General features: G+C 68.1%; 23 protein-coding genes. 11 read left to right on the forward strand and 12 right to left on the reverse strand.

The window, feature by feature from the left end; translation table 11 throughout:
* Window positions 1-150 precede the first annotated feature (150 nt).
* On the forward strand, window positions 151-837 hold the full coding sequence (locus OG947_RS01805) for a metal-dependent transcriptional regulator (RefSeq protein ID WP_027505168.1): 687 nt from the start codon (window positions 151-153) through the stop codon (window positions 835-837).
* A gap of 48 nt (window positions 838-885) precedes the next feature.
* On the forward strand, window positions 886-1,869 hold the full coding sequence (gene galE / locus OG947_RS01810; protein ID WP_027505167.1) for a UDP-glucose 4-epimerase GalE: 984 nt from the start codon (window positions 886-888) through the stop codon (window positions 1,867-1,869).
* A gap of 9 nt (window positions 1,870-1,878) precedes the next feature.
* On the opposite strand, the gene OG947_RS01815 is transcribed toward galE, so the two are convergent.
* Window positions 1,879-2,949, reverse strand: coding sequence for a DUF4192 domain-containing protein (locus OG947_RS01815; RefSeq protein ID WP_328812991.1), 1,071 nt, complete (start codon window positions 2,947-2,949; stop codon window positions 1,879-1,881).
* A gap of 138 nt (window positions 2,950-3,087) precedes the next feature.
* On the opposite strand from OG947_RS01815, the gene dtd reads away from it, so the two are divergent.
* Window positions 3,088-3,519 (forward strand): D-aminoacyl-tRNA deacylase, encoded by a 432-nt coding sequence (gene dtd / locus OG947_RS01820; RefSeq protein WP_328809734.1) that lies wholly within the window; start codon window positions 3,088-3,090, stop codon window positions 3,517-3,519.
* A 1-nt stretch (window position 3,520) separates the two neighbouring features.
* On the opposite strand, the gene OG947_RS01825 is transcribed toward dtd, so the two are convergent.
* The 4 genes from OG947_RS01825 to OG947_RS01840 form a co-directional block, all read right to left on the reverse strand.
* On the reverse strand, window positions 3,521-4,171 hold the full coding sequence (locus tag OG947_RS01825) for a trimeric intracellular cation channel family protein (RefSeq protein ID WP_027505164.1): 651 nt from the start codon (window positions 4,169-4,171) through the stop codon (window positions 3,521-3,523).
* 3 nt (window positions 4,172-4,174) lie between these two features.
* On the reverse strand, window positions 4,175-4,984 hold the full coding sequence (locus OG947_RS01830) for a sensor domain-containing protein (protein ID WP_328812994.1): 810 nt from the start codon (window positions 4,982-4,984) through the stop codon (window positions 4,175-4,177).
* 125 nt (window positions 4,985-5,109) lie between these two features.
* Window positions 5,110-5,748: an MBL fold metallo-hydrolase gene (locus OG947_RS01835; RefSeq protein WP_328812995.1), complete on the reverse strand. Its 639-nt coding sequence runs from the start codon at window positions 5,746-5,748 to the stop codon at window positions 5,110-5,112.
* Window positions 5,745-6,830, reverse strand: coding sequence for an S-(hydroxymethyl)mycothiol dehydrogenase (locus OG947_RS01840; RefSeq protein WP_027505161.1), 1,086 nt, complete (start codon window positions 6,828-6,830; stop codon window positions 5,745-5,747). The genes OG947_RS01835 and OG947_RS01840 overlap by 4 nt, the downstream gene beginning before the upstream one ends.
* A 153-nt stretch (window positions 6,831-6,983) precedes the next feature.
* Here OG947_RS01840 and sthA point away from each other — a divergent pair, with 153 nt between their 5' ends.
* The 5 genes from sthA to OG947_RS01865 all read left to right on the forward strand — a co-directional run bounded on the left by sthA (window position 6,984) and on the right by OG947_RS01865 (window position 13,863).
* Window positions 6,984-8,399 carry a Si-specific NAD(P)(+) transhydrogenase gene (sthA, locus tag OG947_RS01845; protein WP_328812996.1) on the forward strand — a complete coding sequence of 472 codons (1,416 nt, stop codon included), beginning with the start codon at window positions 6,984-6,986 and terminating at the stop codon, window positions 8,397-8,399.
* A 149-nt stretch (window positions 8,400-8,548) separates the two neighbouring features.
* The gene (locus OG947_RS01850) at window positions 8,549-9,517 is read left to right on the forward strand and encodes a proteasome assembly chaperone family protein (RefSeq protein ID WP_056444855.1); all 969 of its coding nucleotides are present in this window, start codon (window positions 8,549-8,551) and stop codon (window positions 9,515-9,517) included.
* 109 nt (window positions 9,518-9,626) lie between these two features.
* Window positions 9,627-10,664 carry an alpha/beta fold hydrolase gene (locus OG947_RS01855; protein WP_027505158.1) on the forward strand — a complete coding sequence of 346 codons (1,038 nt, stop codon included), beginning with the start codon at window positions 9,627-9,629 and terminating at the stop codon, window positions 10,662-10,664.
* Between the two features lie 9 nt (window positions 10,665-10,673).
* Complete coding sequence (locus OG947_RS01860) at window positions 10,674-13,172, forward strand: DEAD/DEAH box helicase (RefSeq protein WP_222637640.1); 2,499 nt, start codon at window positions 10,674-10,676, stop codon at window positions 13,170-13,172.
* Window positions 13,173-13,182: 10 nt separating this feature from the next.
* A complete protein-coding gene (locus OG947_RS01865) occupies window positions 13,183-13,863 on the forward strand; it encodes a PhzF family phenazine biosynthesis protein (RefSeq protein ID WP_328812997.1) in 681 nt (226 codons plus the stop codon).
* Here the strand turns inward: OG947_RS01865 and OG947_RS01870 are convergent.
* Complete coding sequence (locus OG947_RS01870; RefSeq protein WP_027505155.1) at window positions 13,860-14,552, reverse strand: hypothetical protein; 693 nt, start codon at window positions 14,550-14,552, stop codon at window positions 13,860-13,862. The two genes, OG947_RS01865 and OG947_RS01870, sit on opposite strands and share 4 nt — an antisense overlap.
* A 37-nt stretch (window positions 14,553-14,589) precedes the next feature.
* Here OG947_RS01870 and OG947_RS01875 point away from each other — a divergent pair, with 37 nt between their 5' ends.
* Window positions 14,590-14,781: a hypothetical protein gene (locus OG947_RS01875; protein WP_037185345.1), complete on the forward strand. Its 192-nt coding sequence runs from the start codon at window positions 14,590-14,592 to the stop codon at window positions 14,779-14,781.
* Here the strand turns inward: OG947_RS01875 and OG947_RS01880 are convergent.
* Window positions 14,778-15,650, reverse strand: coding sequence for an SDR family NAD(P)-dependent oxidoreductase (locus OG947_RS01880; RefSeq protein ID WP_328812998.1), 873 nt, complete (start codon window positions 15,648-15,650; stop codon window positions 14,778-14,780). The two genes, OG947_RS01875 and OG947_RS01880, sit on opposite strands and share 4 nt — an antisense overlap.
* Window positions 15,647-16,228, reverse strand: a complete 582-nt coding sequence (locus OG947_RS01885) for a dihydrofolate reductase family protein (RefSeq protein ID WP_328812999.1) — start codon at window positions 16,226-16,228, stop codon at window positions 15,647-15,649. Before OG947_RS01885 ends, OG947_RS01880 begins: the two co-directional genes overlap by 4 nt.
* Before the next feature lie 282 nt (window positions 16,229-16,510).
* On the opposite strand from OG947_RS01885, the gene zapE reads away from it, so the two are divergent.
* Window positions 16,511-17,506, forward strand: coding sequence for a cell division protein ZapE (gene zapE, locus OG947_RS01890; RefSeq protein ID WP_082544483.1), 996 nt, complete (start codon window positions 16,511-16,513; stop codon window positions 17,504-17,506).
* 74 nt (window positions 17,507-17,580) lie between these two features.
* On the opposite strand, the gene OG947_RS01895 is transcribed toward zapE, so the two are convergent.
* From OG947_RS01895 to OG947_RS01910, 4 genes are read right to left on the reverse strand one after another with little or no spacing between them, the layout of a single operon-like run.
* On the reverse strand, window positions 17,581-17,922 hold the full coding sequence (locus tag OG947_RS01895) for a hypothetical protein (RefSeq protein ID WP_027505153.1): 342 nt from the start codon (window positions 17,920-17,922) through the stop codon (window positions 17,581-17,583).
* A gap of 5 nt (window positions 17,923-17,927) precedes the next feature.
* Window positions 17,928-19,133, reverse strand: a complete 1,206-nt coding sequence (locus OG947_RS01900) for an aminotransferase family protein (RefSeq protein WP_328813946.1) — start codon at window positions 19,131-19,133, stop codon at window positions 17,928-17,930.
* A gap of 57 nt (window positions 19,134-19,190) precedes the next feature.
* Entirely contained in the window at window positions 19,191-19,847 is a 657-nt protein-coding gene (locus OG947_RS01905) for a Pr6Pr family membrane protein (protein ID WP_222637646.1), read from the reverse strand.
* 48 nt (window positions 19,848-19,895) lie between these two features.
* Window positions 19,896-20,162 carry a helix-turn-helix domain-containing protein gene (locus OG947_RS01910; RefSeq protein WP_027505150.1) on the reverse strand — a complete coding sequence of 89 codons (267 nt, stop codon included), beginning with the start codon at window positions 20,160-20,162 and terminating at the stop codon, window positions 19,896-19,898.
* A gap of 79 nt (window positions 20,163-20,241) precedes the next feature.
* Here OG947_RS01910 and map point away from each other — a divergent pair, with 79 nt between their 5' ends.
* Window positions 20,242-21,009: a type I methionyl aminopeptidase gene (gene map, locus OG947_RS01915; protein ID WP_027505149.1), complete on the forward strand. Its 768-nt coding sequence runs from the start codon at window positions 20,242-20,244 to the stop codon at window positions 21,007-21,009.
* Window positions 21,010-21,015 lie beyond the last annotated feature (6 nt).

The raw sequence follows: 21,015 nt of genomic DNA on the forward strand, positions 1-21,015 counted from the left end.
ACGTGTCCGATTCGGCGTTCGTGATCGACTCGCGCACACGTGCTCGACGGGTCGTGGCAGGGCGGACACACCGCGGCTCACCACGCCGCACCTGGACCCACCGGTGAACCGTCCGTACCGGTAGAATCCACGACGACGAAGGGTGTGATTGTGAAGGATCTGGTGGACACCACCGAGATGTATCTCCGGACCATCTACGACTTGGAAGAAGAAGGGGTCGTTCCCCTGCGCGCCCGCATCGCCGAGCGCCTCGAGCAGAGCGGACCGACCGTGAGCCAGACCGTGGCTCGGATGGAGCGCGACGGGCTGCTCCTGGTCGCGGGCGACCGGCATCTGCAGCTGACGGAGAAGGGCCGCGAGCTCGCGGTCGCCGTGATGCGCAAGCACCGGCTCGCCGAGCGGCTGCTCGTGGACGTGATCGGCCTGCGCTGGGAGGACGTGCACGCCGAGGCCTGCCGCTGGGAGCACGTCATGAGCGAGGAGGTCGAACGTCGCCTCGTCGAGGTGCTGGACAACCCGACCACCTCGCCGTACGGGAACCCGATTCCCGGTCTCGCACTGCTGGGTTCGTCCCGGCCGACCGAGCAGCCGGAGGATCTGGTGCGCCTCAGCGACATCGCGCCCGGAACGCCCACCGCCGTGGTGGTGCGCCGCCTCGCGGAGTACGTGCAGTCCGACCCCGACACGATCGCGCGCCTGCGCGAGGCCGGAGTCGTCCCGGACGCGCGCGTCACCGTGTCCGTCACGCCGGGCGCGGTCACCATCACCGTGCCGGGCCACGACGACGTCGACCTGTCCGAGGAGATGGCGCACGCCGTTCAGGTCCGCACCATCTAGCTGCTCGGGTCTCTCGCGGAGTTCCCAGACACAGGAATCGGAGTTCGAGTGAAGTTCGTGGTGACCGGCGGCGCCGGCTACGTCGGCAGCGTGTGCGCGGCCGTCCTGATGGAGAACGATCACGACGTCGTCGTGGTCGACGATCTGTCCACCGGCAACGCCGACGGGGTGCCCTCGGGTGCGGAGTTCGTCGAGGGCCCCGTCGCCGAGGTCGTCTCGTCCGTGCTCGGACGCGAGAAGGTCGACGGGGTCCTCCACTTCGCGGCTCAGTCGTTGGTCGGCGAGTCGGTGGAGAAGCCGGAGAAGTACTGGCGCGGCAACCTCGGTGCGGCGCTGGAACTGCTCGATGCCATCGTCGAGCACCAGGTTCCGCGCCTCGTGTTCTCCTCGACCGCCGCGACGTACGGGGAGCCCGAACGCACGCCCATCACGGAGGACTTCCCCACTCGGCCCACCAACCCGTACGGAGCCAGCAAGCTCGCGATCGACCATGCGATCACGGGATACACCGCGGCGCACGGGTTCGGGGCGACCAGCCTCCGGTACTTCAACGTGGCCGGAGCACACGCCGGCCTCGGCGAGAACCGTGTCGTCGAGACCCACCTCATTCCTCTCGTCCTGCAGGTCGCTCTCGGACACCGTGAGTCCATCTCGGTGTTCGGCACCGATTGGCCGACACCGGACGGTACGGCCGTCCGTGACTACATCCACGTCCGCGATCTGGCCGACGCGCACCTGCGCGCCCTGTCCCAGAGCGTCCCCGGGAGTCACCGGATCTTCAATCTGGGTAGTGGCGAAGGGTTCTCGGTGCGCGAGGTCATCGACGCGTGCCGCCGCGTCACCGGCGTCGACATCGCCGTCACGGACGCACCCCGGCGAGCCGGCGATCCGGCAGTGCTCGTCGCGTCGAGCGAGAAGGCCATGGCCGAGCTCGGCTGGAAGCCCGAGCTCACCGATCTCGACGTGATCGTCGCGGACGCCTGGGCGTTCCTGCAGTCTCTCGGCGACAGGGCGCACTCCGCCCGTCGTTGACCCCGGGCCTCACACCGCGTCCGGCGGCAACTCGACCCCCAGGTCCTCCGCCAGTGACCGCGCGGACAGCACGAGCTCACGCACCACGGTGGGTCGCACACCGTTCTGCAGAGCCGTGTCCAGCAGTTGCGCGAAGCGGTACTCCGGATCCGCGGTCAACGCCGTCTGCAGCGCCACCCCGGCGAGCGGTCCGTCTCCGCGCAGGTACGCCCACGCCCCCAGCATCGTCGCGGGGTGCGCTCGGTCCGGTCCGCTGACCCGCCGCGTCAGCTCGACCCACACCGCCTCGGCCGTGGGTCCCAGCGCGGTCGTCGCGAGGCCGAGAACGGCGTCCCGCACCGCGATCGTGCTGATCGCCACCATGATGCGTGCCGCCGTCAGGTGGTCGAGCTCGTCGGAGGCGTGCAGTGCCTCGAGGAAGACGACCGTGTCCGCCAGCAGGTCCGAGTGGCCGACCGGCCCGTCCTCCAGCTCGACCCGCAGTCGGCTGTTGCGGAACCGTTCGCGCTCCGACTCCGGAACGGGTTGCAGCAGCAGCGCGATCTCCGACCGGGACGTGCGGATCTGCCGTCCCGCCATCACTCGGGACGCCGCGACCTGCGACGAGCCGGGATCGGGCAGCGTGCCGCACCGCGGATCACCACCCAGGCTGCGCCACCGCTGACCGACCGCCAGGTGGGACACGTGGTGCACACCGAACAGGTCGATCCCGCGCGGGTCGAGTGTGTCCCGCAGCGCATCGGCCACCACCTCGTACGGCATCGTGAACTTCGACCCGGTGATCAGCACCGCGACGACCGCGTCCAGACCCTCCCTCGTGCAGACCTCGCCGCACCGCTCGATCACGTCGGCGAGCTCGGGTGAGTCGAGCCGGTCGGAGAGGTCCTGCCGCATGCACATCTCCACGACGGTGGGGCTGCCGGTGCTGAGGCAGATGAGCACGATGGACCGCGCCGGCACGAAGCCGAGCAGAGCCGGAACGGCGGCGATGAGGTCACCCACCGACGTCACGACGGGGTGGTCCGCCGTCGTGGACGACGGGGATCGATGGCGGGGAACGGGGTACGGGCGTCGAGTCATGAGGAGGACTGTCCGCGTGCGGCCGACAGGTCCTCCGGGGTCGACCTGGGCCGATGAAACGGCCTGTGGATCGGCCCGCGCCCGGGGATGGACGCTTGCGCGGCTGCCACACTCGTCAGGAGACGACGAGAGGCAACCGTGCGCGCAGTGATTCAGCGAGTGAGCGAAGCGACCGTTCGAGTCGACGGCGTGGAGGTCGGACGTATCGGCGCCGGACTCCTGGCCCTCGTCGGGGTGTCACCGTCGGACGGCGGCGCGGACGTCGAATACGTCGCCCGCACGATCGCGGATCTCCGCATCCTGCCGGACGAACGATCCGTCTCGGACGATCCCGACGCAGCCGAGGTCCTCGTCGTGTCCCAGTTCACGCTGTACGGGGACACGCGCAAGGGCCGTCGGCCGTCGTGGAACGGTGCGGCGTCGGGCGACATCGCAGAACCGCTGGTCGATGCGGTGGTGGCGTCGCTCCGTGCGCGCGGCATCACGGTCGCGACAGGTGTGTTCGGCGCACACATGGCGGTGCAGTCGGTGAACGACGGGCCCATGACCGTCCTCGTCGACAGCCCCTGACTCACCGGCCTCGTCGGCGCCGCGGACGGCGCCACACCACTTCCTCCGGCAACATCCAGCCGCGACGGCGCGCGAGGAGACACAGGGCCGCGCCGACCACGGTCGCGGCGATCAGAGCTATTGTCGGTTGCCCTGCAGCCTGCACCACCACGAGGGTGGCGCTCGCGATCAGGGCGCACGACGCGTAGAGCGTGTTGCCACCGAAGATGGTGGGGATGCGCCCCACCGCGACGTCGCGGATCGCACCGCCGCCCACCGCGGTGACGGCGCCGAGCCCGATGGCCGGGAGCCACCCGAGCCCGACGCCCAGGGTCTTCTGCGCTCCCGCCGCGGCCCAACAACCGAGTGCCAGCGCGTCGACGTAGGGGAAGACGCGGTCCCACCCACGCCCTTCGAAGCGCACGGCGAACGCGACGACGGCACCGATCAGCGCCACCGTCAGATAGCGGTAGTCGGTGAGTGCGACGGGCGGCCCGGCCTGGAGCAGCGTGTCGCGGATGATGCCGCCGCCGAGCCCCGACACGATGGCGAGAACCGAGAAGCCGACCAGGTCGAAGCGGAAGGCCCGAGCGACGGCGCCGCCGAGAAGGGCGTTGGCGAAGACACCCGTGAGGTCGAGGACCCGGAACAGCTCGGGCACTGCCCATGACATGGGCTATCCCCCGGCCTTGACCTTCTGCACCGCGGCGGTGAACGTGCGGTCGAGCGTGGCGGAGTCGGGCGTCAGTTCCCCGAAGGACATGTACGTCGCCGTGACGCGGACGTCGTCGACCTGGGCCAGCAGCGACAGCATGGACTGCGTGACCTCGCCCGCCTGGCCACCGGAGGTGACGGTACGACGTAGCGCAAGGGTGTCGTCGGCACCGATCGGCGGCGGCGGAACGATGTCGGTGGTCACCAGGCTCGTCACACCGGCAGAGGTGGCCTCGACCTCCGAGCACTCCTCCCACAACGCCTTCCGATCCTCCAGCGTCGTGTCCACCCGCGAGAGCTCGATGGAGATGGTGGCCCGGTTCTCGGGATCGGTCGCGACCAGCAGTGCCGTCGAGTCGGGATCGGACGATCGTGCCTCGGGCTTGCATCCCGCCGGTTCGACGGACGCGTCGGCCGCGATGCCGTCGAGGTCCTGAGCCGCCTGCGCCACGGCCTGCGGGGGCAACACCACGGCCTGGTACGGCGCCGTGAAGGTGCTGGGATCGAGGAGCAGGGCCGACAGCGATCCCGCCGCGTCGGGACTCGCCGAGGTGCTGGACGAAGAGCTCGACGGTGTGGTGGTGGTCGACGACGACGAGCCGGGTGCACTGGACGGCGCGGCGGAGGGCGGCGGACCGCCGGCCTCCGGCGTCCCGCTCACCGTGGAGCCACCGCACCCCGCCAGCACGGCGGCGGCGAGGGCGGCGAGCGCACCGGCACGCACCGCGGACACTCTGCTGGTGGCACCGGTACTCGTCGCTCGCGTCTGCATGTCTCCCCTGTCGGTGAGGTCCCCGGGCGTCCGGTGACCGTGCGTGGCCTCGACGCTGCCACACCGGCGCCCGCCCGCCCGCGGGCCACACCGAGGGGTGTCCGGTTCGTTACCCGGCACTCGGCTCAGGATCCGCGTGCGATCCATTCCTCGAGATGGGGCGATTCGTCGCCGATGGACGTCCCGTCCCCGTGGCCGGTGTTGACCACCGTCTCCGGTGACAGGGCGAACAGTCGTTCCCGGATGCTGCCGATGATCGTCGGGAAGTCCGAGTAGGACCGCCCGGTGGCACCGGGCCCGCCGGAGAACAACGTGTCGCCGCTGAAGAGCTGACCGGCCTCGGGGAGGTACAGGCAACTCGATCCCGGTGAGTGACCCGGCGTGTGCAGGACCTCGATCTCGGTGTCGGCGATCGAGATCCGGTCCCCGTCCGCCAGATCACGGTGAGCCAGTCCCGGGTGCGTCTGTTCCCAGAGCACGTCGTCGGCGGGGTGTAGCAGGATCGGTGCGTCGAGCCGCTCCGCGAGCTCGGGCGCGACCGTCACGTGGTCGTTGTGTCCGTGGGTGCACACCACGGCGACGACCTTCCGGCCACCGACCGCGTCGATGATCGGGGCCGCGTCGTGCGCTGCGTCGACGATCACCACCTCGGAGTCGTCGCCGACGATCCAGATGTTGTTGTCGACGGCCCAGGATCCGCCGTCGAGCTCGAACGTGCCCGTGGTGACGACCTTCTCGACACGGAAGCCGGAAGGCGTGGTCACAGGACCACCACCGAACGCAGGACCTGACCCTTGGCCATGGTGTCGAACGCCGCCTCGACGTCGTCCAGCGCGATGCGCTCGGTCACGAACTTCTCCAGCGGCAGACGACCCTGCTGGTACAGGTCGACCAGCATCGGGAAGTCGCGCTCGGGAAGGCAGTCGCCGTACCAGGAGGACTTGAGTGAACCGCCTCGACTGAAGAAGTCGATCAACGGCATCTCGAGCGTCATGTCCGGCGTCGGGACACCGACCAGGACGACGGTGCCGGCCAGGTCGCGGGCGTAGAAGGCCTGCTTCCACGTCTCGGGACGTCCGACGGCGTCGATGACCACGTCGGCACCGAAGCCGCCCGTCAACTCCTGGATGGCCTCGACAGCGTCCACGTCGGAGGCGTCGACGGTGTGCGTGGCACCCAGGCCCGTCGCCCACTCGAGCTTGCCCTTGTCGCGGTCCACCGCGATGATCGTGCCCGCTCCTGCCAGCCGGGCACCGGCGATGGCGGCGTCGCCGACACCACCGCAGCCGATCACCGCGACCGAGTCGCCGCGACCGACGTTGCCGGTGTTCATCGCCGCACCGAGGCCTGCCATGACGCCGCAGCCGAGCAGTCCGACGACGGCGGGGTCGGCGGAGGGATCGACCTTGGTGCACTGGCCCTCGTGCACGAGGGTCTTGTCGGCGAAGGCGCCGATGCCCAGTGCGGGCGAGAGTTCCGTGCCGTCCTCGAGTGTCATCTTCTGCGAGGCGTTGTGCGTGTCGAAGCAGTACCAGGGCTCACCGCGCTTGCAGGCACGACACTGACCGCACACCGCGCGCCAGTTGAGCACCACGAAGTCGCCGACCTCGACGTGGGTGACCGCGTCGCCGACCGTCTCCACGATGCCGGCCGCCTCGTGGCCGAGCAGGAACGGGAACTCGTCGTTGATGCCACCCTCGCGGTAGTGCAGGTCGGTGTGGCAGACGCCGCAGGCCTGCACCCGCACGACCACGTCGTTGGAGCCCGGATCGGGAATGACGATCGTCTCGAGGGACACCGGAGCACCCTTGCTCCGAGCGACGACGCCGCGGACCTGCTGTGGCATTTCTTGCCTCCATCTGTCGGTACTGCCGGGTGCTGCGAACCTGACCGTCACCCTAACGATGCACAGGTGCGAACTGCTGCATCGGAGAGGTGTTCACCCAGTCGTGACACGCACGGCACACCGGATTCTCCTGACGGGACTACTTGTTGGGGCATGTCGGACCAACTCGAATACGACCTGGTAGTCATCGGTTCCGGACCGGGAGGGCAGAAGGCCGCGATCGCGGCGGCGAAACTGGGCAAGCGCGTCGCCATCATCGAGAAGGGCAGCATGCTCGGCGGCGTGTGCGTCAACACGGGCACCATCCCGTCGAAGACGCTGCGCGAGGCGGTTCTCTATCTGACAGGCCTCAATCAACGCGAGCTCTACGGAGCGAGCTATCGCGTCAAGGCGAACATCACGCCGTCGGATCTGCTGGCCCGGACGTCCCACGTGATCGGCAAGGAGGTCGAGGTCGTCCGATCGCAATTACTGCGCAACCGAATAGAGATGATCACCGGCGAGGGCCGGTTCCTCGACGCGCACACCATCGCGGTGGACGACCGCAGCCGCGGCGAGCGCATCACGCTCGGTGCGCGGAACGTCGTGATCGCCACCGGGACGGCGCCCGCCCGTCCCGACGACGTCGAGTTCGACAACTACCGCGTGCTGGACTCCGACGGCATTCTGGATCTGCAGTTCATCCCGTCGTCGATGGTGGTGGTCGGAGCCGGCGTCATCGGGATCGAGTACGCCTCCATGTTCGCGGCGCTCGGATGCAAGGTGACCGTGGTCGAGAAGCGCGACACCATGCTCGACTTCTGTGACCGTGAGATCGTCGAGTCGCTGCAGTTCCACCTGCGCGACCTCGCGGTCACGTTCCGCTTCGGCGAGGCGGTCACGGCCGTCGACGTGGGTCCGTCGGGAACGGTGACCACGCTGGCGAGCGGGAAGAAGATCCCGGCCGAGACGGTGATGTACTCGGCCGGACGTCAGGGCATGACCGACGGGCTGGATCTGGAGAAGGCCGGGCTCGAGGCGGACGCCCGAGGACGGATCGACGTCGACGACGACTTTCAGACCAAGGTGGACACGATCTACGCGGTCGGTGATGTCATCGGATTCCCCGCGTTGGCCGCGACGTCGATGGATCAGGGCCGACTGGCCGCGTATCACGCCTTCGGCGAGCCGGGGAACAAGCTCACCGACCTTCAGCCCATCGGCATCTACTCCATCCCGGAGGTGTCCTACGTCGGCGCGACCGAGGTGGAACTGACGAAGAACTCCGTTCCCTACGAGGTGGGCGTGTCCCGCTACCGCGAACTCGCGCGCGGACAGATCGCGGGAGACTCCCACGGGATGCTGAAACTGATCGTGTCCACCGTCGACCGTCGGGTTCTCGGCGTGCACATCTTCGGTTCCGGCGCGACCGACCTCGTGCACATCGGCCAGGCGGTCATGGGGTGCGGGGGCACGGTCGACTATCTGGTCGACGCCGTCTTCAACTATCCGACCATGTCCGAGGCGTACAAGGTCGCGGCGCTGGACGTCGCCAACAAGATCCGGGCTCTGGAGGCTTTCACGCGCTGACCGGCGACGGCGGGGAATGTCGGGGTCCCCGCCGTCGTTGGGAGGAGAAACGGGTGAAGCCCGGTCGCGCAGGGTCGCTGTGGGAAAATGGGGTAACCGCACAGTGGTGCCCCGGCAGGACACGCACGGCGACGAGGAAGGACACCGGCATGGACGAGAAGTCGAGAATGTACGAGCTGGAGTTTCCAGCGCCCCGAGTGTCGTCCGAGGACGGCGTGGGTCCGGTGCTGGTCCACGGCCTCGAGGGTTTCTCCGACGCAGGTCACGCGGTCAAGCTGGCCACCACGCATCTGCGTGAGACCCTGGAGACCGAACTGGTGGCGTCCTTCGACGTCGACGAGTTGCTCGACTACCGCTCACGTCGCCCCATGATGACGTTCTCCGCCGACCACTTCTCCGACTACGACGAGCCGCACCTCAATCTCTACGCGGTGCAGGACGCCGTGGGCACCCCGTTCCTGCTGCTGGCAGGTCTCGAACCCGACCTGAAGTGGGAGAAGTTCACCACCGCGGTGCGTCTGCTGTCGGAGCAGCTCGGAGTACGCCGCACCATCGGCCTCAACTCCATTCCCATGGCGGTGCCGCACACCCGGCCGCTGGGCGTCACCGCCCACTCCAGCGACACCGACCTGGTGGGCGAGCACCACAAGTGGTCGGGCGAGCTGCAGGTGCCGGCCAGCGCCTCGTCCCTGCTCGAGTACCGCATGGCTCAGCACGGCCACGAATCGATGGGCTTCTCGGTGCACGTGCCGCACTACCTGGCACAGACGGCGTACCCGAGCGCGGCGGAGACGCTGCTCGAACTGGTAGCCGAATCGTCGAAGCTGACCATTCCGTTGAACGCACTGACGGAATCTGCGGCACGGGTGCGCGAGCAGGTCGACCAGCACGTCGAGGGCAACCCGGAGGTCCAGTCCGTGGTCCAGGCACTCGAGCGTCAGTACGACACCTTCGTCACGGCGCAGGAGCAGCAGTCGACGCTCCTCGCCGCGGACGAGGAACTGCCCAGCGGCGACGAACTGGGTGCCGAGTTCGAGAAGTTCCTCGCGGAGCAGACCGAGTTCGTCGAGGACGAGCCGTCGCCCGAGGGTCCCGAGGACGGAACAGACCGCTCCTGACGTCACGAGTTCTTACCCAGCCGTAACCCGACGGCTGTGTGAACGGTGACGATCCCGGTTTACGCTCGGTCGGCGACACACACGGTGCCGCCGATCGAGAGGGGCCGGGATGTCCGACACACGCCGCCGCGCCCTGCGTCCGGTTCCCGACGCGGAACCGCGGCTGCACTTCCGCACGGTGCACGGTTATCGACGTGCCTTCCGGATGGCGGGAGACGGACCGGTACTGCTGCTGATCCACGGCATCGGTGACAGCTCCGAGACCTGGCTCGACGTGCTCCCACATCTCGCGTCGAAGTACACCGTCATCGCGCCGGACCTGCTCGGCCACGGACTGAGCGACAAGCCTCGTGCCGACTACTCGGTGGCCGCATACGCGAACGGCATCCGCGATCTGCTCGTCACCCTCAACATCGACGCGGTGTCCGTGGTGGGCCACTCGCTCGGCGGCGGTGTGGCCATGCAGTTCGCCTACCAGTATCCGGACATGGTCGAGCGCCTCGTCCTCGTCTCGGCGGGCGGTGTCACCAAAGACGTCCACCCGGCGCTGCGACTCATGTCCACGCCCATCGTCAACGAGGCGTTCAAGTTGCTGCGCCTGCCCGGCGCCATGCGCATGCTGCGCATGGCGGGCGCTGCGATCGACCAGTTGGACGGCACTCCTCTGCACCCCGGGGCCGTCCTGCACGACACGCCCGATCTGGTCCGCGTTCTCGGCAACCTTCTCGACTCCACCGCCTACGACGCCTACCTGCGCACGCTGCGGGCCGTCGTCGACTGGCGCGGGCAGGTGGTCACCATGCTCGACCGGTGTTACCTGACCGAGAACCTGCCCGTGCAACTCATCTGGGGTGATCAGGACACGGTCATCCCCATCGCCCACGCGACGCTCGCGCACGCCGCGATGCCCGGCTCCCGCCTCGACGTCTTCGCCGGCGCCGGCCACTTCCCGTACCGCGACGATCCGATGCGCTTCCTCGAGGTCCTGGAGAACTTCCTCGGGACGACGATGCCGCTGAAGTTCGACGAACAGCGATGGCGGCAGATGCTCGTCTCCGGTGTCGGCGAGGACGCCATCACCGGCAGTGCGACGACGAGGCAGGCGGTCCTGGGTGCCATGGGGTCGGACGAGAGGTCGGCTACGTAACCTGTAGTGATGCTGCTGACCGAGATGGTTCCTGACTCCGCGTCGGCCGACGATCTGTACGACGCGTTCACCACCTGGGTCTCCGACCGTGGACTCGAGCTGTATCCGCTGCAGGACGAGGCCGTCATCGAGTTGGTCTCCGGCAACAACGTCGTGCTCGCCACCCCCACCGGGTCGGGAAAGTCGATGGTGGCCATCGCCGCTCACTTCGCCGCGTACGCGGCCGGCATCCGATCGTTCTACACGGCGCCGATCAAGGCGCTCGTCAGCGAGAAGTTCTTCGCACTGTGCGAGATCTTCGGTGCGGACAAGGTCGGCATGGTCACGGGCGACGCCTCGGTCAATGCGTCGGCACCCATCATCTGTGCGACAGCGGAGATCGTCGCCAACATGGCACTGCGGGAGGGGCCGGACTCGTCCATCGGCCAGGTGATCATGGACGAGTTCCACTACTATTCCGAGCCCGATCGCGGCTGGGCGTGGCAGGTGCCGCTCATCGAACTCCCCCACGCCCAGTTTCTGCTGATGTCCGCCACTCTCGGCGACGTCTCCTTCTTCCGCGACGACCTGACCCGCCGGACCGGACGGGTCACCACCGTCGTCGAAGGCTCCGAACGCCCTGTGCCGCTGATGTTCTCCTACCGACTCACACCCGTCGTCGAGACCATCGAGGAACTCGTCTCCACGCACCTCGCACCCGTCTACGTCGTGCACTTCACGCAGGCCTCGGCACTCGAACGGGCTCAGGCGCTCACCTCGATCACCGTCGCCTCCAAGGAGACCCGTGCGGCCATCGCCGAGGCCATCGGTGGCTTCCGGTTCACCACCGGATTCGGTAAGACGTTGTCCCGCTTGGTCCGTCACGGTATCGGCGTGCACCACGCGGGCATGCTGCCGCGCTACCGGCGGCTCGTCGAGAAGCTGGCGCAGGAGGGTCTGCTCGCCGTGATCTGCGGAACGGACACTCTCGGCGTCGGGATCAACGTGCCCATCCGCACCGTGCTGCTCACCGGACTGACGAAGTACGACGGTGTTCGCACGCGCCAGTTGCGCGCCCGCGAGTTCCATCAGATCGCCGGTCGCGCAGGCAGAGCCGGGTACGACACCCTCGGCACCGTCATGGTGCAGGCACCCGAACACGAGGTGGAGAACGCCCGGTTGGTGGCAAAGGCGGGCGACGATCCCAAGAAGCTGAAACGTATTCAGCGCAAGAAAGCACCCGACGGTTTCGTCTCCTGGGGCAAGCCCAGTTTCGAGCGACTCGTGGCGGCGAGCCCGGAGCCGCTGACGTCGAAGTTCACCGTCAACAACTCGATGTTGCTCAACGTCATTGCCCGGCCGGGCAGTTGCTTCGACGCGATGCGGCATCTGCTCGAGGACAACCACGAGACCAGGGCGAACCAACGGCGACACATTCTCCAGGCGGTGCGGTTGTACCGGGGTCTACGCGACGCCGGCATCGTCGAGCAGCTTCCCGAGCCGGACGAGGACGGGCGCACCGCACGGCTCACCGTCGACCTGCAGCGCGATTTCGCTCTCAATCAGCCGCTGTCGCCGTTCGCCCTCGCGTCGTTCGAGCTGCTCGACCAGGAGTCGCCGTCCTACGCGCTCGACGTGGTGTCCGTCATCGAGGCCACCCTGGACGACCCCCGCCAGATCCTGATGGCCCAACAACACGCGGCGCGCGGCGAGGCGGTGGCGCAGATGAAGGCGGACGGTCTCGAGTACGAGGAGCGTATGGAGCTGCTCGAGGAGGTCACGTGGCCCAAGCCGCTGGCCGATCTTCTGGGCCCCGCCTTCGAGATCTACCGCGGTGGGCACCCCTGGCTGTCCGAGTTCGGCCTCTCCCCCAAGTCCGTGGTGCGCGACATGATCGAGAAGTCGATGACGTTCACGGAGCTGATCTCACACTACGGTCTCTCCCGCTCGGAGGGCTCCGTGCTGCGGTACCTCGCCGACGCGTATCGCGCTCTGCGACAGACGGTTCCACCGGAGGCGCGGACCGAGGACGTGCAGGACATCACCGAGTGGCTCGGCGAGACCGTGCGCCAGGTCGACTCCAGCCTTCTCGACGAGTGGGAGAACCTCACCGATCCGACGTTCGAGGAGGACGGCACACCCGTCGTCGCGTACGGAGCAGACACACCGAAACCCATCTCTGCGAACCCCCGAGCGTTCCGAATCATGGTGCGCAACGCCCTGTTCCGACGCGTCGAGCTGGCGTCCCGTGGGCGCTGGGACCTCCTCGAGGAGCTGGGCGACGAGGTCGACTGGCAGGACGAGCTCGAGCCCTACTTCGAGGAGTACGGCGAGATCGGCATGACGCCCGCCGCCCGCGGACCGCACTTGTTCTCGTTCGTCCAGACCCGCGAGGAGACCACTGCGCGTCAGGTTCTCGACGATCCGGACGGCGACCACGGCTGGTCGCTGGACGCGACGGTGGACGTCGAGGAGTCCGACGCCCTCGCCGAGATCGTGTTCGACGACATCACCGTCACCGCAGGCTGAGAGGAAGACCATGTCATTCGACGTCCATGTCGTGCGGGTGTTCACCGACGACCAGGGTCGATGGGGCAACCCCCTCGGCATCGTCGACGCTGCGTCCGTTGCCCCGGTCGATCGCCAGTCCGTGGCGCACGACCTGCAGTACAGCGAGACGGTGTTCGTCGATGTTCCCGAGAGCCCTGTCGACTCCGCCGCCCTCCGCATTCACACGCCCGCCGTCGAGTTGCCGTTCGCCGGGCACCCCACCGTGGGCACAGCAGCATGGCTGGCCGGCCGCGGAACTCCGGTGGAGACGTTGCTCGTCCCCGCGGGCGAGGTTGCCGTCCGGGTCGCCGGCGACACCACCTACGTCCGTGCACGGCCCGAATGGGCACCACACTTCGAGTTCCGTCAGGTCCGGGGCGCCGACGAGGTTCTGGCCGTGGACCCCGCCGAGTTCACCACGGGCCACCACTACGTCTGGGCATGGGTGGACGAGGAGCGCGGGGCGATCAGGTCACGCATGTTCGCCCCCGACATGGGCGTCCCGGAGGACGAAGCAACGGGCGCGGCCGCCGTCCGGGTCACCGAACTGCTCGGGCGCGATCTGAGCATCGTGCAGGGCCGCGGGTCGGTGCTGTCGACCACGCTGTCCGACGACGGGTGGGTGGAGCTCGGCGGGCGGGTGGTGGTGGACGAGTCGCGCACTCTCTAGTCCAGCACGACCGCGATCTCACGCCCCAGCTCGACGCCCTCCGCCAAGGGAAGGTGATCGCCGCTCCAGAACCGGCCGGGGTCGTACCAGTTCGCGCGGCGCCGCGGTGGCTTCAGGCCCACCTTGTCGAAAGGCTTCAGCGGCGTCGGTGACTCTCGTGGATCGAGCAGACCCATCGCCTCGTACGTCAGGGCCACCACCTCCGCGCAGTAGGCGGTCTCGAGTCGACGGTCGTCCTTGGCCGACACCGCTGGGAGCCGCCCCGCGAACCATCTACCCGCCAGCTTCGCGGTGGTCGGGAATGCGGTGCCGTCGAGTCGCGCGATGGTCCGCATCAGCTCGTCTTCTTGTTCACGCGTGATCGGCGACTGCAGTTGCCGGAACCAGCATTTCTGGTCGTAGCGCTCGCCCCAGTGAGTGACGGCGTCGCGTAGGTCGTGCAGCTGCACGCCGCGCTGATGGCGCCCGGTCCACATGTCGGGCAGTGACTGGCCCAACTCGGCATGCCACATCAAGGGCGGCAGGTCGTCGAGGACCACGGCCATGCCCACGTGATTCACCGGGCTGTTCGTCAGCGTCTGGATCGCTCGATCCGCCGCCGACCGGCCGCGGAAGATCCAGAGATCGCCTGTCCGCGTGGTCTCCACGGCGGTGGCGAGGTTGACTGAGGACACTCCGTCGACGCTCATCGACGACGAGCCTAGTTCGTGGCGCTAGCCTTCATGAATGGCTGCACGATCCCGAAAGATCTCCGTGCGCGGTCTGCTGAAGGTCGCAGGTCTCGCCGGCGCCGTCGGCGTGGCAGCGTCGGGCGTCCTCGTCGCCCGCAACGAGCGTCAGCGTCGTCAGTACGAACCGGACGAAGTGCGCGAGCGGTTGCACCAGCGGCTGGCCGTGGCCACGTCCACGAAGCGCTAGCGTTCGATCGTCACCTCGTAGCCGATCGGAGTGGTGATCGAGCGAGCGAGCGCAGTCGCGGGAAAACGCTCGTCGCGCCGATAGTCCCCCAGTCGGCGCGCGAGCGCCTCGGCAACCTGTCCGGGCGCGTCATCGCCCACCAGCAGTCGCAGCCTGTCGTCGCCCGGGCTGCGGACATGGTCGACGATCGCCGCCGCAGCATCCGCGGGCGCCGTCCCACCGCCCGTCCCCTCCCTCGACCACGGCACGTTGGGGGTGCCGAACACCGCGGTCCGCAGATCGTCGTAGTCGGGAGACGGAGCGCTGAATCGCATGCTTCCCGTGCCCCACTGGGTGTCGACCGCGCCGAGCTCCGCGATGCTCACGCGAATCCCGAAGTCCGTCACCTCTGCTGCCATCGCCTCACTGAAGGCTTCGAGCGCCCACTTCGACGCGGCGTACAGACCCAGGGTGGGCATCGTGCCGACGGCTCCGACGGTCGATATCTGCACGATGTGGCCGGACCGCCGAGGCCGCATGACCTCGACAGCCGCTTGACTGAGCCAGAGCGCACCGAAGAAGTTCGTGTCGACGATGTCGCGGGCCTCCTGCTCCGTCGTCTCCTCGATGGCACCCACCGCCCCGTGACCCGCGTTGTCGACCAGTACGTCGAGGCGGCCGAACTTCTCGACGACGGACGAGACGACCGCCCGCGCCGCGCCGCGATCGCGCACGTCCAGGTGATCGACGACGAGTCGCTCGTGAGCGGGAAGGTCTGCCTCGCCCCTCACGGTCGCGATCACGCTGTCCCCCACGTCGAGCACACGGTCCACGAGCGCGCGACCGAGCCCTCGACTCGCACCGGTGATCAGCCACACCCGGCCGCTCATGATCCGACCCCCGCTCGACGGGTGTACTCGGCGATGACGACTCCGGAGTCGAACGCCCGCAGTCGGGTGCGCTCGAACGGCCGGTCAGCGTATCGGGCACCGGCGAACAGGCGCACACCGTCTCCGAGAACAACCGGGTTGATCTTCAGGACGAGTCGGTCGATCTGGTCGACGAGGTCACCCGCCAGCGCTCCCCCACCCGCCAGCCAGATTCCGGCGCCGTCCTCCTCACGGAGCTCGCGGACGGTGGCGACGGGGTCCGCGGTGACCGTCACGTCCGGCGACTCCGTCTGCCGGTGCCGAGAAGCCACGAACTGCCGCAGGTGCGGGTAGGGGCTGACGATCCCCACGTCCAGGGCCGCGGAGTATGTCGTCCACCCCATGATCACCGTGTCGAAAACCGTTGCGTCCGAATGGATCCCGAGCGCATCCTGCACGTGTCCGGGAAGTGAGTCGGCGAACTCGTCCACGAGCACGTCCATGTGATCGCCCTCGTCGAGGAACGCGCTCCAGGTGCCGTCGGGAGCCGCGATGAATCCGTCGAGACTCGTGGCGACGTAGTAGGTCAGTTCTCGCATGGGCGAACCCCTCTCGGTCGGCCCTTGCACGGTAGGTGCTCGACCAGCGACCGCGCGACCCCATTTTCGTGGTGGGTGCAATCGGGGCGCGCCTGACACCACATGATTGCGACACATTCTGCGGATCGGTGGACATCGTGACGATCGTGTGGCAGAAAACGCACGCAGGGGTGATAGCCGCCGATGCCGAGGTTCGATGCCCGGATGGCTGTCATGACACGGCGGTGACCGCGTGGCAGAGGACACGTACCGCGCGCGGCCCGGGTTTCGTACCGTCGAACGATGTGGCGACGACGCGTGCGCGGGCCTCTCGTACCCGAGGGAACGCTGGCCGCAGCAGCGGCGACGCAAGGGCTTGTTCTCGACACGTCTCAGCTCGAGGCCGCAACCCGTCTCGAAACCATGGCCGGCCAGGGGATCTACCTCTGGGGTCCGCCCGGCCGGGGCAAGAGCTGGCTGATGGACACCTTCCTCGCGGAGGCACGCACCAGCCGGACGACGAGGACACACTGTCATCGCTTCTTCACCGACCTGCACGCCGAGCTGAACCTGCGCGCTCACGACCTCGACGCCGCGCTCGATCACATGCTCGGTGATGCGGAACTGGTGTGCTTCGACGAGTTCCACGTCCATGACCCGGCGGACGGCATCTTCGTCGACCGACTGCTCGACGCGTTGTTCCGGCGGCCCGTCAGAGTGATCCTGACGTCGAACTACCCTCCGCGACGGCTGCTTCCGAACCCTCTGTTCCACAGCATGTTCGAGCCCACCATCCACCGCATCGAGCAGGCACTGGCGATCGTGCACGTCGACGGCCCGATCGACTATCGCACCCTGGACCTCGACACACCGCGCAGCGGGTTCGCCGCGGGACGGTGGATGACCGGGGACCGATTCTCCGATCGGCGAGAACCAGGTGACGGAGACGCGGCCTCACTCTCGATCGGGGTACGTACGGTCGTCGCTCGAGCTGTGCGTCCGGACCTGGTGTGGTTCACGTTCGACGCTCTGTGCGCGCGACCCACCGCACCGTCCGACTTCCTCGAGCTCGCGGACCGATTTCCTCGGTGGGTCATCAGCGAGGTACCGGGACCCGACCGCCTCGGACGAGACGCCGCCCATCGGTTCGGCAGCCTCGTCGACGTGCTCTACGACGCGTCGATACGCACCGATTTTCTCGCGGAGGTTCCACTCGGACAGTTCCTCCTGAGCCGGCATCTTCCGGTCGATGCCGAACGTATGGCGAGCCGCCTGAGCCAGTTGCAGACGACCCCGTGAGCAGCCGTCCCGCGGATCGAATCGGTTCCCGCTGATGCTGCAGCATCCACCACTCCCGATGACGTCCGCGGGAACTACGGCGACTCCACCAACTCCGGCCCCGCGGGGAAGTCCAGCATGTATTCCTCGCCCACGTCCCCCACAGCATCGGACGCGGCGGTCGTCAGGACGATGCGGTGGTCGTCCAGAGATCGGATGCGCACTGTGCGCCCCTCGAACCGGAACCTGTTCATGAGGAACCGGAGGCCGCGGCGCTCCAACGCTTCTTCCGCATCGGGCCACTCCGACACCGCCGACAGGGGTCGACCCAGTCGATCGATGGGGATCAGATTCGGAGTCGCCGTCTGCATGTCGATCCACCCGATCACCTCGCCGTCCTCGCGGGCGTGCGGGATCCAGTGATCGGGAACTGCCACGACGCTCAGCTCACCGTGGCGTCCAGCGCCCGCGCGGTGGCGGACGCCATCTGTTCGACCTGTTCGTCGGTCATGACGAACGCCGGCGAGAACTGGATCGCGCCGTTTCCGGCCGCTCGCGCGGAGACACCTTCGCGGCGCAGAGTCTTGACGAACGGCATCGCGTAGGACGGATCGGCGAACTGCACCGCGGCGACGACGCCCATCCCACTGCGGACCTCGCTGACCAGGTCGTGCGAGGCCAGGGGCGAGAGATGCCGGTGCAGCGTGGCTTCGAGGCGCGACGCGTGCATCAGCAGGTCCTCGTTCTCGATGATGTCGAGGTTGGCCATGGCCGCGGCGGCGGCGCCGGCGTGCCCGCCGTACGTGTAGCCGTGGCGCCACCAGGCGCCGCCCTCGTAGAACGGCTCGGCGACGCGCGGGGCGACGAAGACCGCACCCATCGGCACGTAGCCCGACGTCAGGCCCTTCGCGGTACACATCATGTCGGGCTCGAGGCCCAGCTTCGACGACGCGAACCACGCTCCGCCGATACGACCGAATCCGGTCACCACCTCGTCGGCCACGAACAGGATGTCGTGGTCGCGGCAGATCTGACGCACCTCGTGCAGGTAGCCCTCGGGCGGCAGGTAGACCCCGCCGGCACCGATGATCGGCTCGGCGAAGAACGCGGCGATGGTGTCCGCGCCCTCCTTCTCGATCAGTTCGAGCAGCGCCTTGCCCTCGTCCCACGCGACCGTCCGCGCGTCCGTCATCAGCTCGCCGTAGTTCTCCCGGTTCAGCGGGAGTCCGGACAGTGCGGTGCCGGCGACGTGCATGCCGTGGTACGCCTTCTGGCGGCCGACGACGACGGTCTTGCCGGGCTTGCCCATCTGGTGCCAGTAACGCCGGGCCAGCTTGGCAGCGGTGTCGATCGAGTCGGAGCCGCCCGAGGTGAAGAAGATCTTGCTGCCCGCGACGGGCGCGATCGCTGCGAGGCGGTCGGCGAGTTCCAGCGTCACGTCGGGAACGACGTCGCCGAACGTCGAGTAGTGCGCGAGCGTGGACAGCTGCCGCGCCACGGCGTCCGCGATGGCGGTGCGACCGTGACCCACGTTCGTGAACCACAGACCCGCGGTGCCGTCGAGATACTCGGTGCCGGCCGTGTCCCAGATGCGCGCGCCCTCACCTCGGGCGACGACGAATCGGCCGCCGGACTCGACGGTGTGCATGTCGGCGAAGCCGTGCCAGAACGCGGAGGACGTGTGCTGGGGAGTGGTCACGAGAGGTCAGCCTAGGCCACTCGTGGCGTGCTTCCGCGACCGGCGGGACGCCGCCAGTTCGCCCACTCTGTCGACCGCCAGGGCGATGAGCAGGAACGCCACGACCAGGACGGCGAGCCCGATCGCGAGGGGGCCGTACCCCCGCTCCCGCGGGTCCAGGAACGGATACGGGTACCACTCGACGATGGGCCCGCGGATCAGGCTGTAGACCCCGTAGACCACGGGAAAGACCAACCACAGTACCGGCCCGCTCTCCGCGCTGCGACGACGTGGTGGCGCCAGGATCCAGTCGAGAACGATGAGGACGGGCACGATGCGGTGCAGCACCGAGTTGGTCCACGCGTCCTGGATCTGCACGTCGACGTTCGACAGCAACACCGCGTACACGATCCCGGTGATCACCATGTAGGTCGTGGCCGCCCCGCGAAGCCTGTCGAAGGTCTCGGAGCGGGGATCGACGACCCCGCCGATCACGAAGACCACGACGGCCAGCACGTTGCTCAGCACGGTGAAGTAGCTGAAGAAGTTGGCTAGCGAGAATCCGGGGACGTCCGCGGACCGGACGGGGATCCAGATCAGGGCGGCCAGCCCGAGCAGCGCGGCGACGACTCGGAGAACGCGCAGCGCGACAGGGGTGGCGACGCGATCGTCCGGCGGAGTCATGGAGCGATCCTCACACGAGCGCGGTCCTCGGCGCCGAGCAACGAAGCACTAGATCGCGACGCGATGCTCCCTGTCGCCCTGCCATGCGTCCACCGCGTCGGAGACCGGCAGTCCCAGTGCCGCACAGATCTGCAGCACGGTCCCGAAGCTGGGGCTCGCGATCCGACCCACCTCGATCTTCCGGAGCGTCTCGGGTGAGATCCGGGCGTCACGGGCGACGATCTCGGGGTCTCGTCCCGCTCGTGCGGCGCGCAGGACGGCGCCGAGGCGACGACCGGCCTCGACCTGCTCGGGACTCAGAGGAATGCGGACCACGAGGTCAGCATAGCGGTATTCCTGTACCGGTCTGCTACCGTTCGTTGGTATTGAAATACCGACAGGAAGCGATGGACGGATGATCGAGCTCAAGGGCCCTGCCGAGATCGACAAGATGGCGGTGACCGGCGCGTTCGTGGCCGAGACACTGACGACGCTGTCGGAGCAGGCGCAGCCCGGCGTGAACCTGATGGATCTCGAGCATCACTGCCGCGACCTCGTCGCCACCCGCGGCGCGGTGTCCTGCTACTGGGACTACGCCCCCGAGTTCGGCAGCGGGCCGTTCCGCAACGTCATCTGCCTGTCGGTCAACGACCGTGTACTGCACGGCCTCCCGTTCGACCACACGCTCGCCGCTGGGGACGTCCTGAGCCTGGACTTCGCTGTCTCCATCGACGGATGGGTCGCCGACTCGGCGCTGACCGTCGTCGTCGGCGACAACCCTGATCCCGCGGACGTCGAACTGATCGAGAGCACCCGGCGCGCACTGGATGCCGGCATCGCCGCGGCCGTCGTCGGTGGGCGACTCGGGGACATCTCGGCGGCGATCGAGAACGTCGCCCGGGAGACCGGAAAGCAGGTCAACACCGATTTCGGTGGTCACGGCCTGGGCCGGACGATGCACGAGGACCCGCACGTGGCCAACGCAGGCCGTGCGGGATCGGGATTGACACTCCGGGCCGGCATGACACTCGCGTTGGAACCCTGGTGGTCCCGCGGGACGGCGAAGCTCGTCATGGACCCGGACGGATGGACCCTCCGGTCGGCCGACGGATCCATGACCGCCCATTCCGAGCACACCATCGCGATCACGGACGACGGGCCACGCATCCTGACACCGCGGTGACGGATA

The sequence above is a fragment of the Rhodococcus sp. NBC_00297 genome (assembly GCF_036173065.1).
Classification (GTDB): Bacteria; Actinomycetota; Actinomycetes; order Mycobacteriales; family Mycobacteriaceae; genus Rhodococcoides.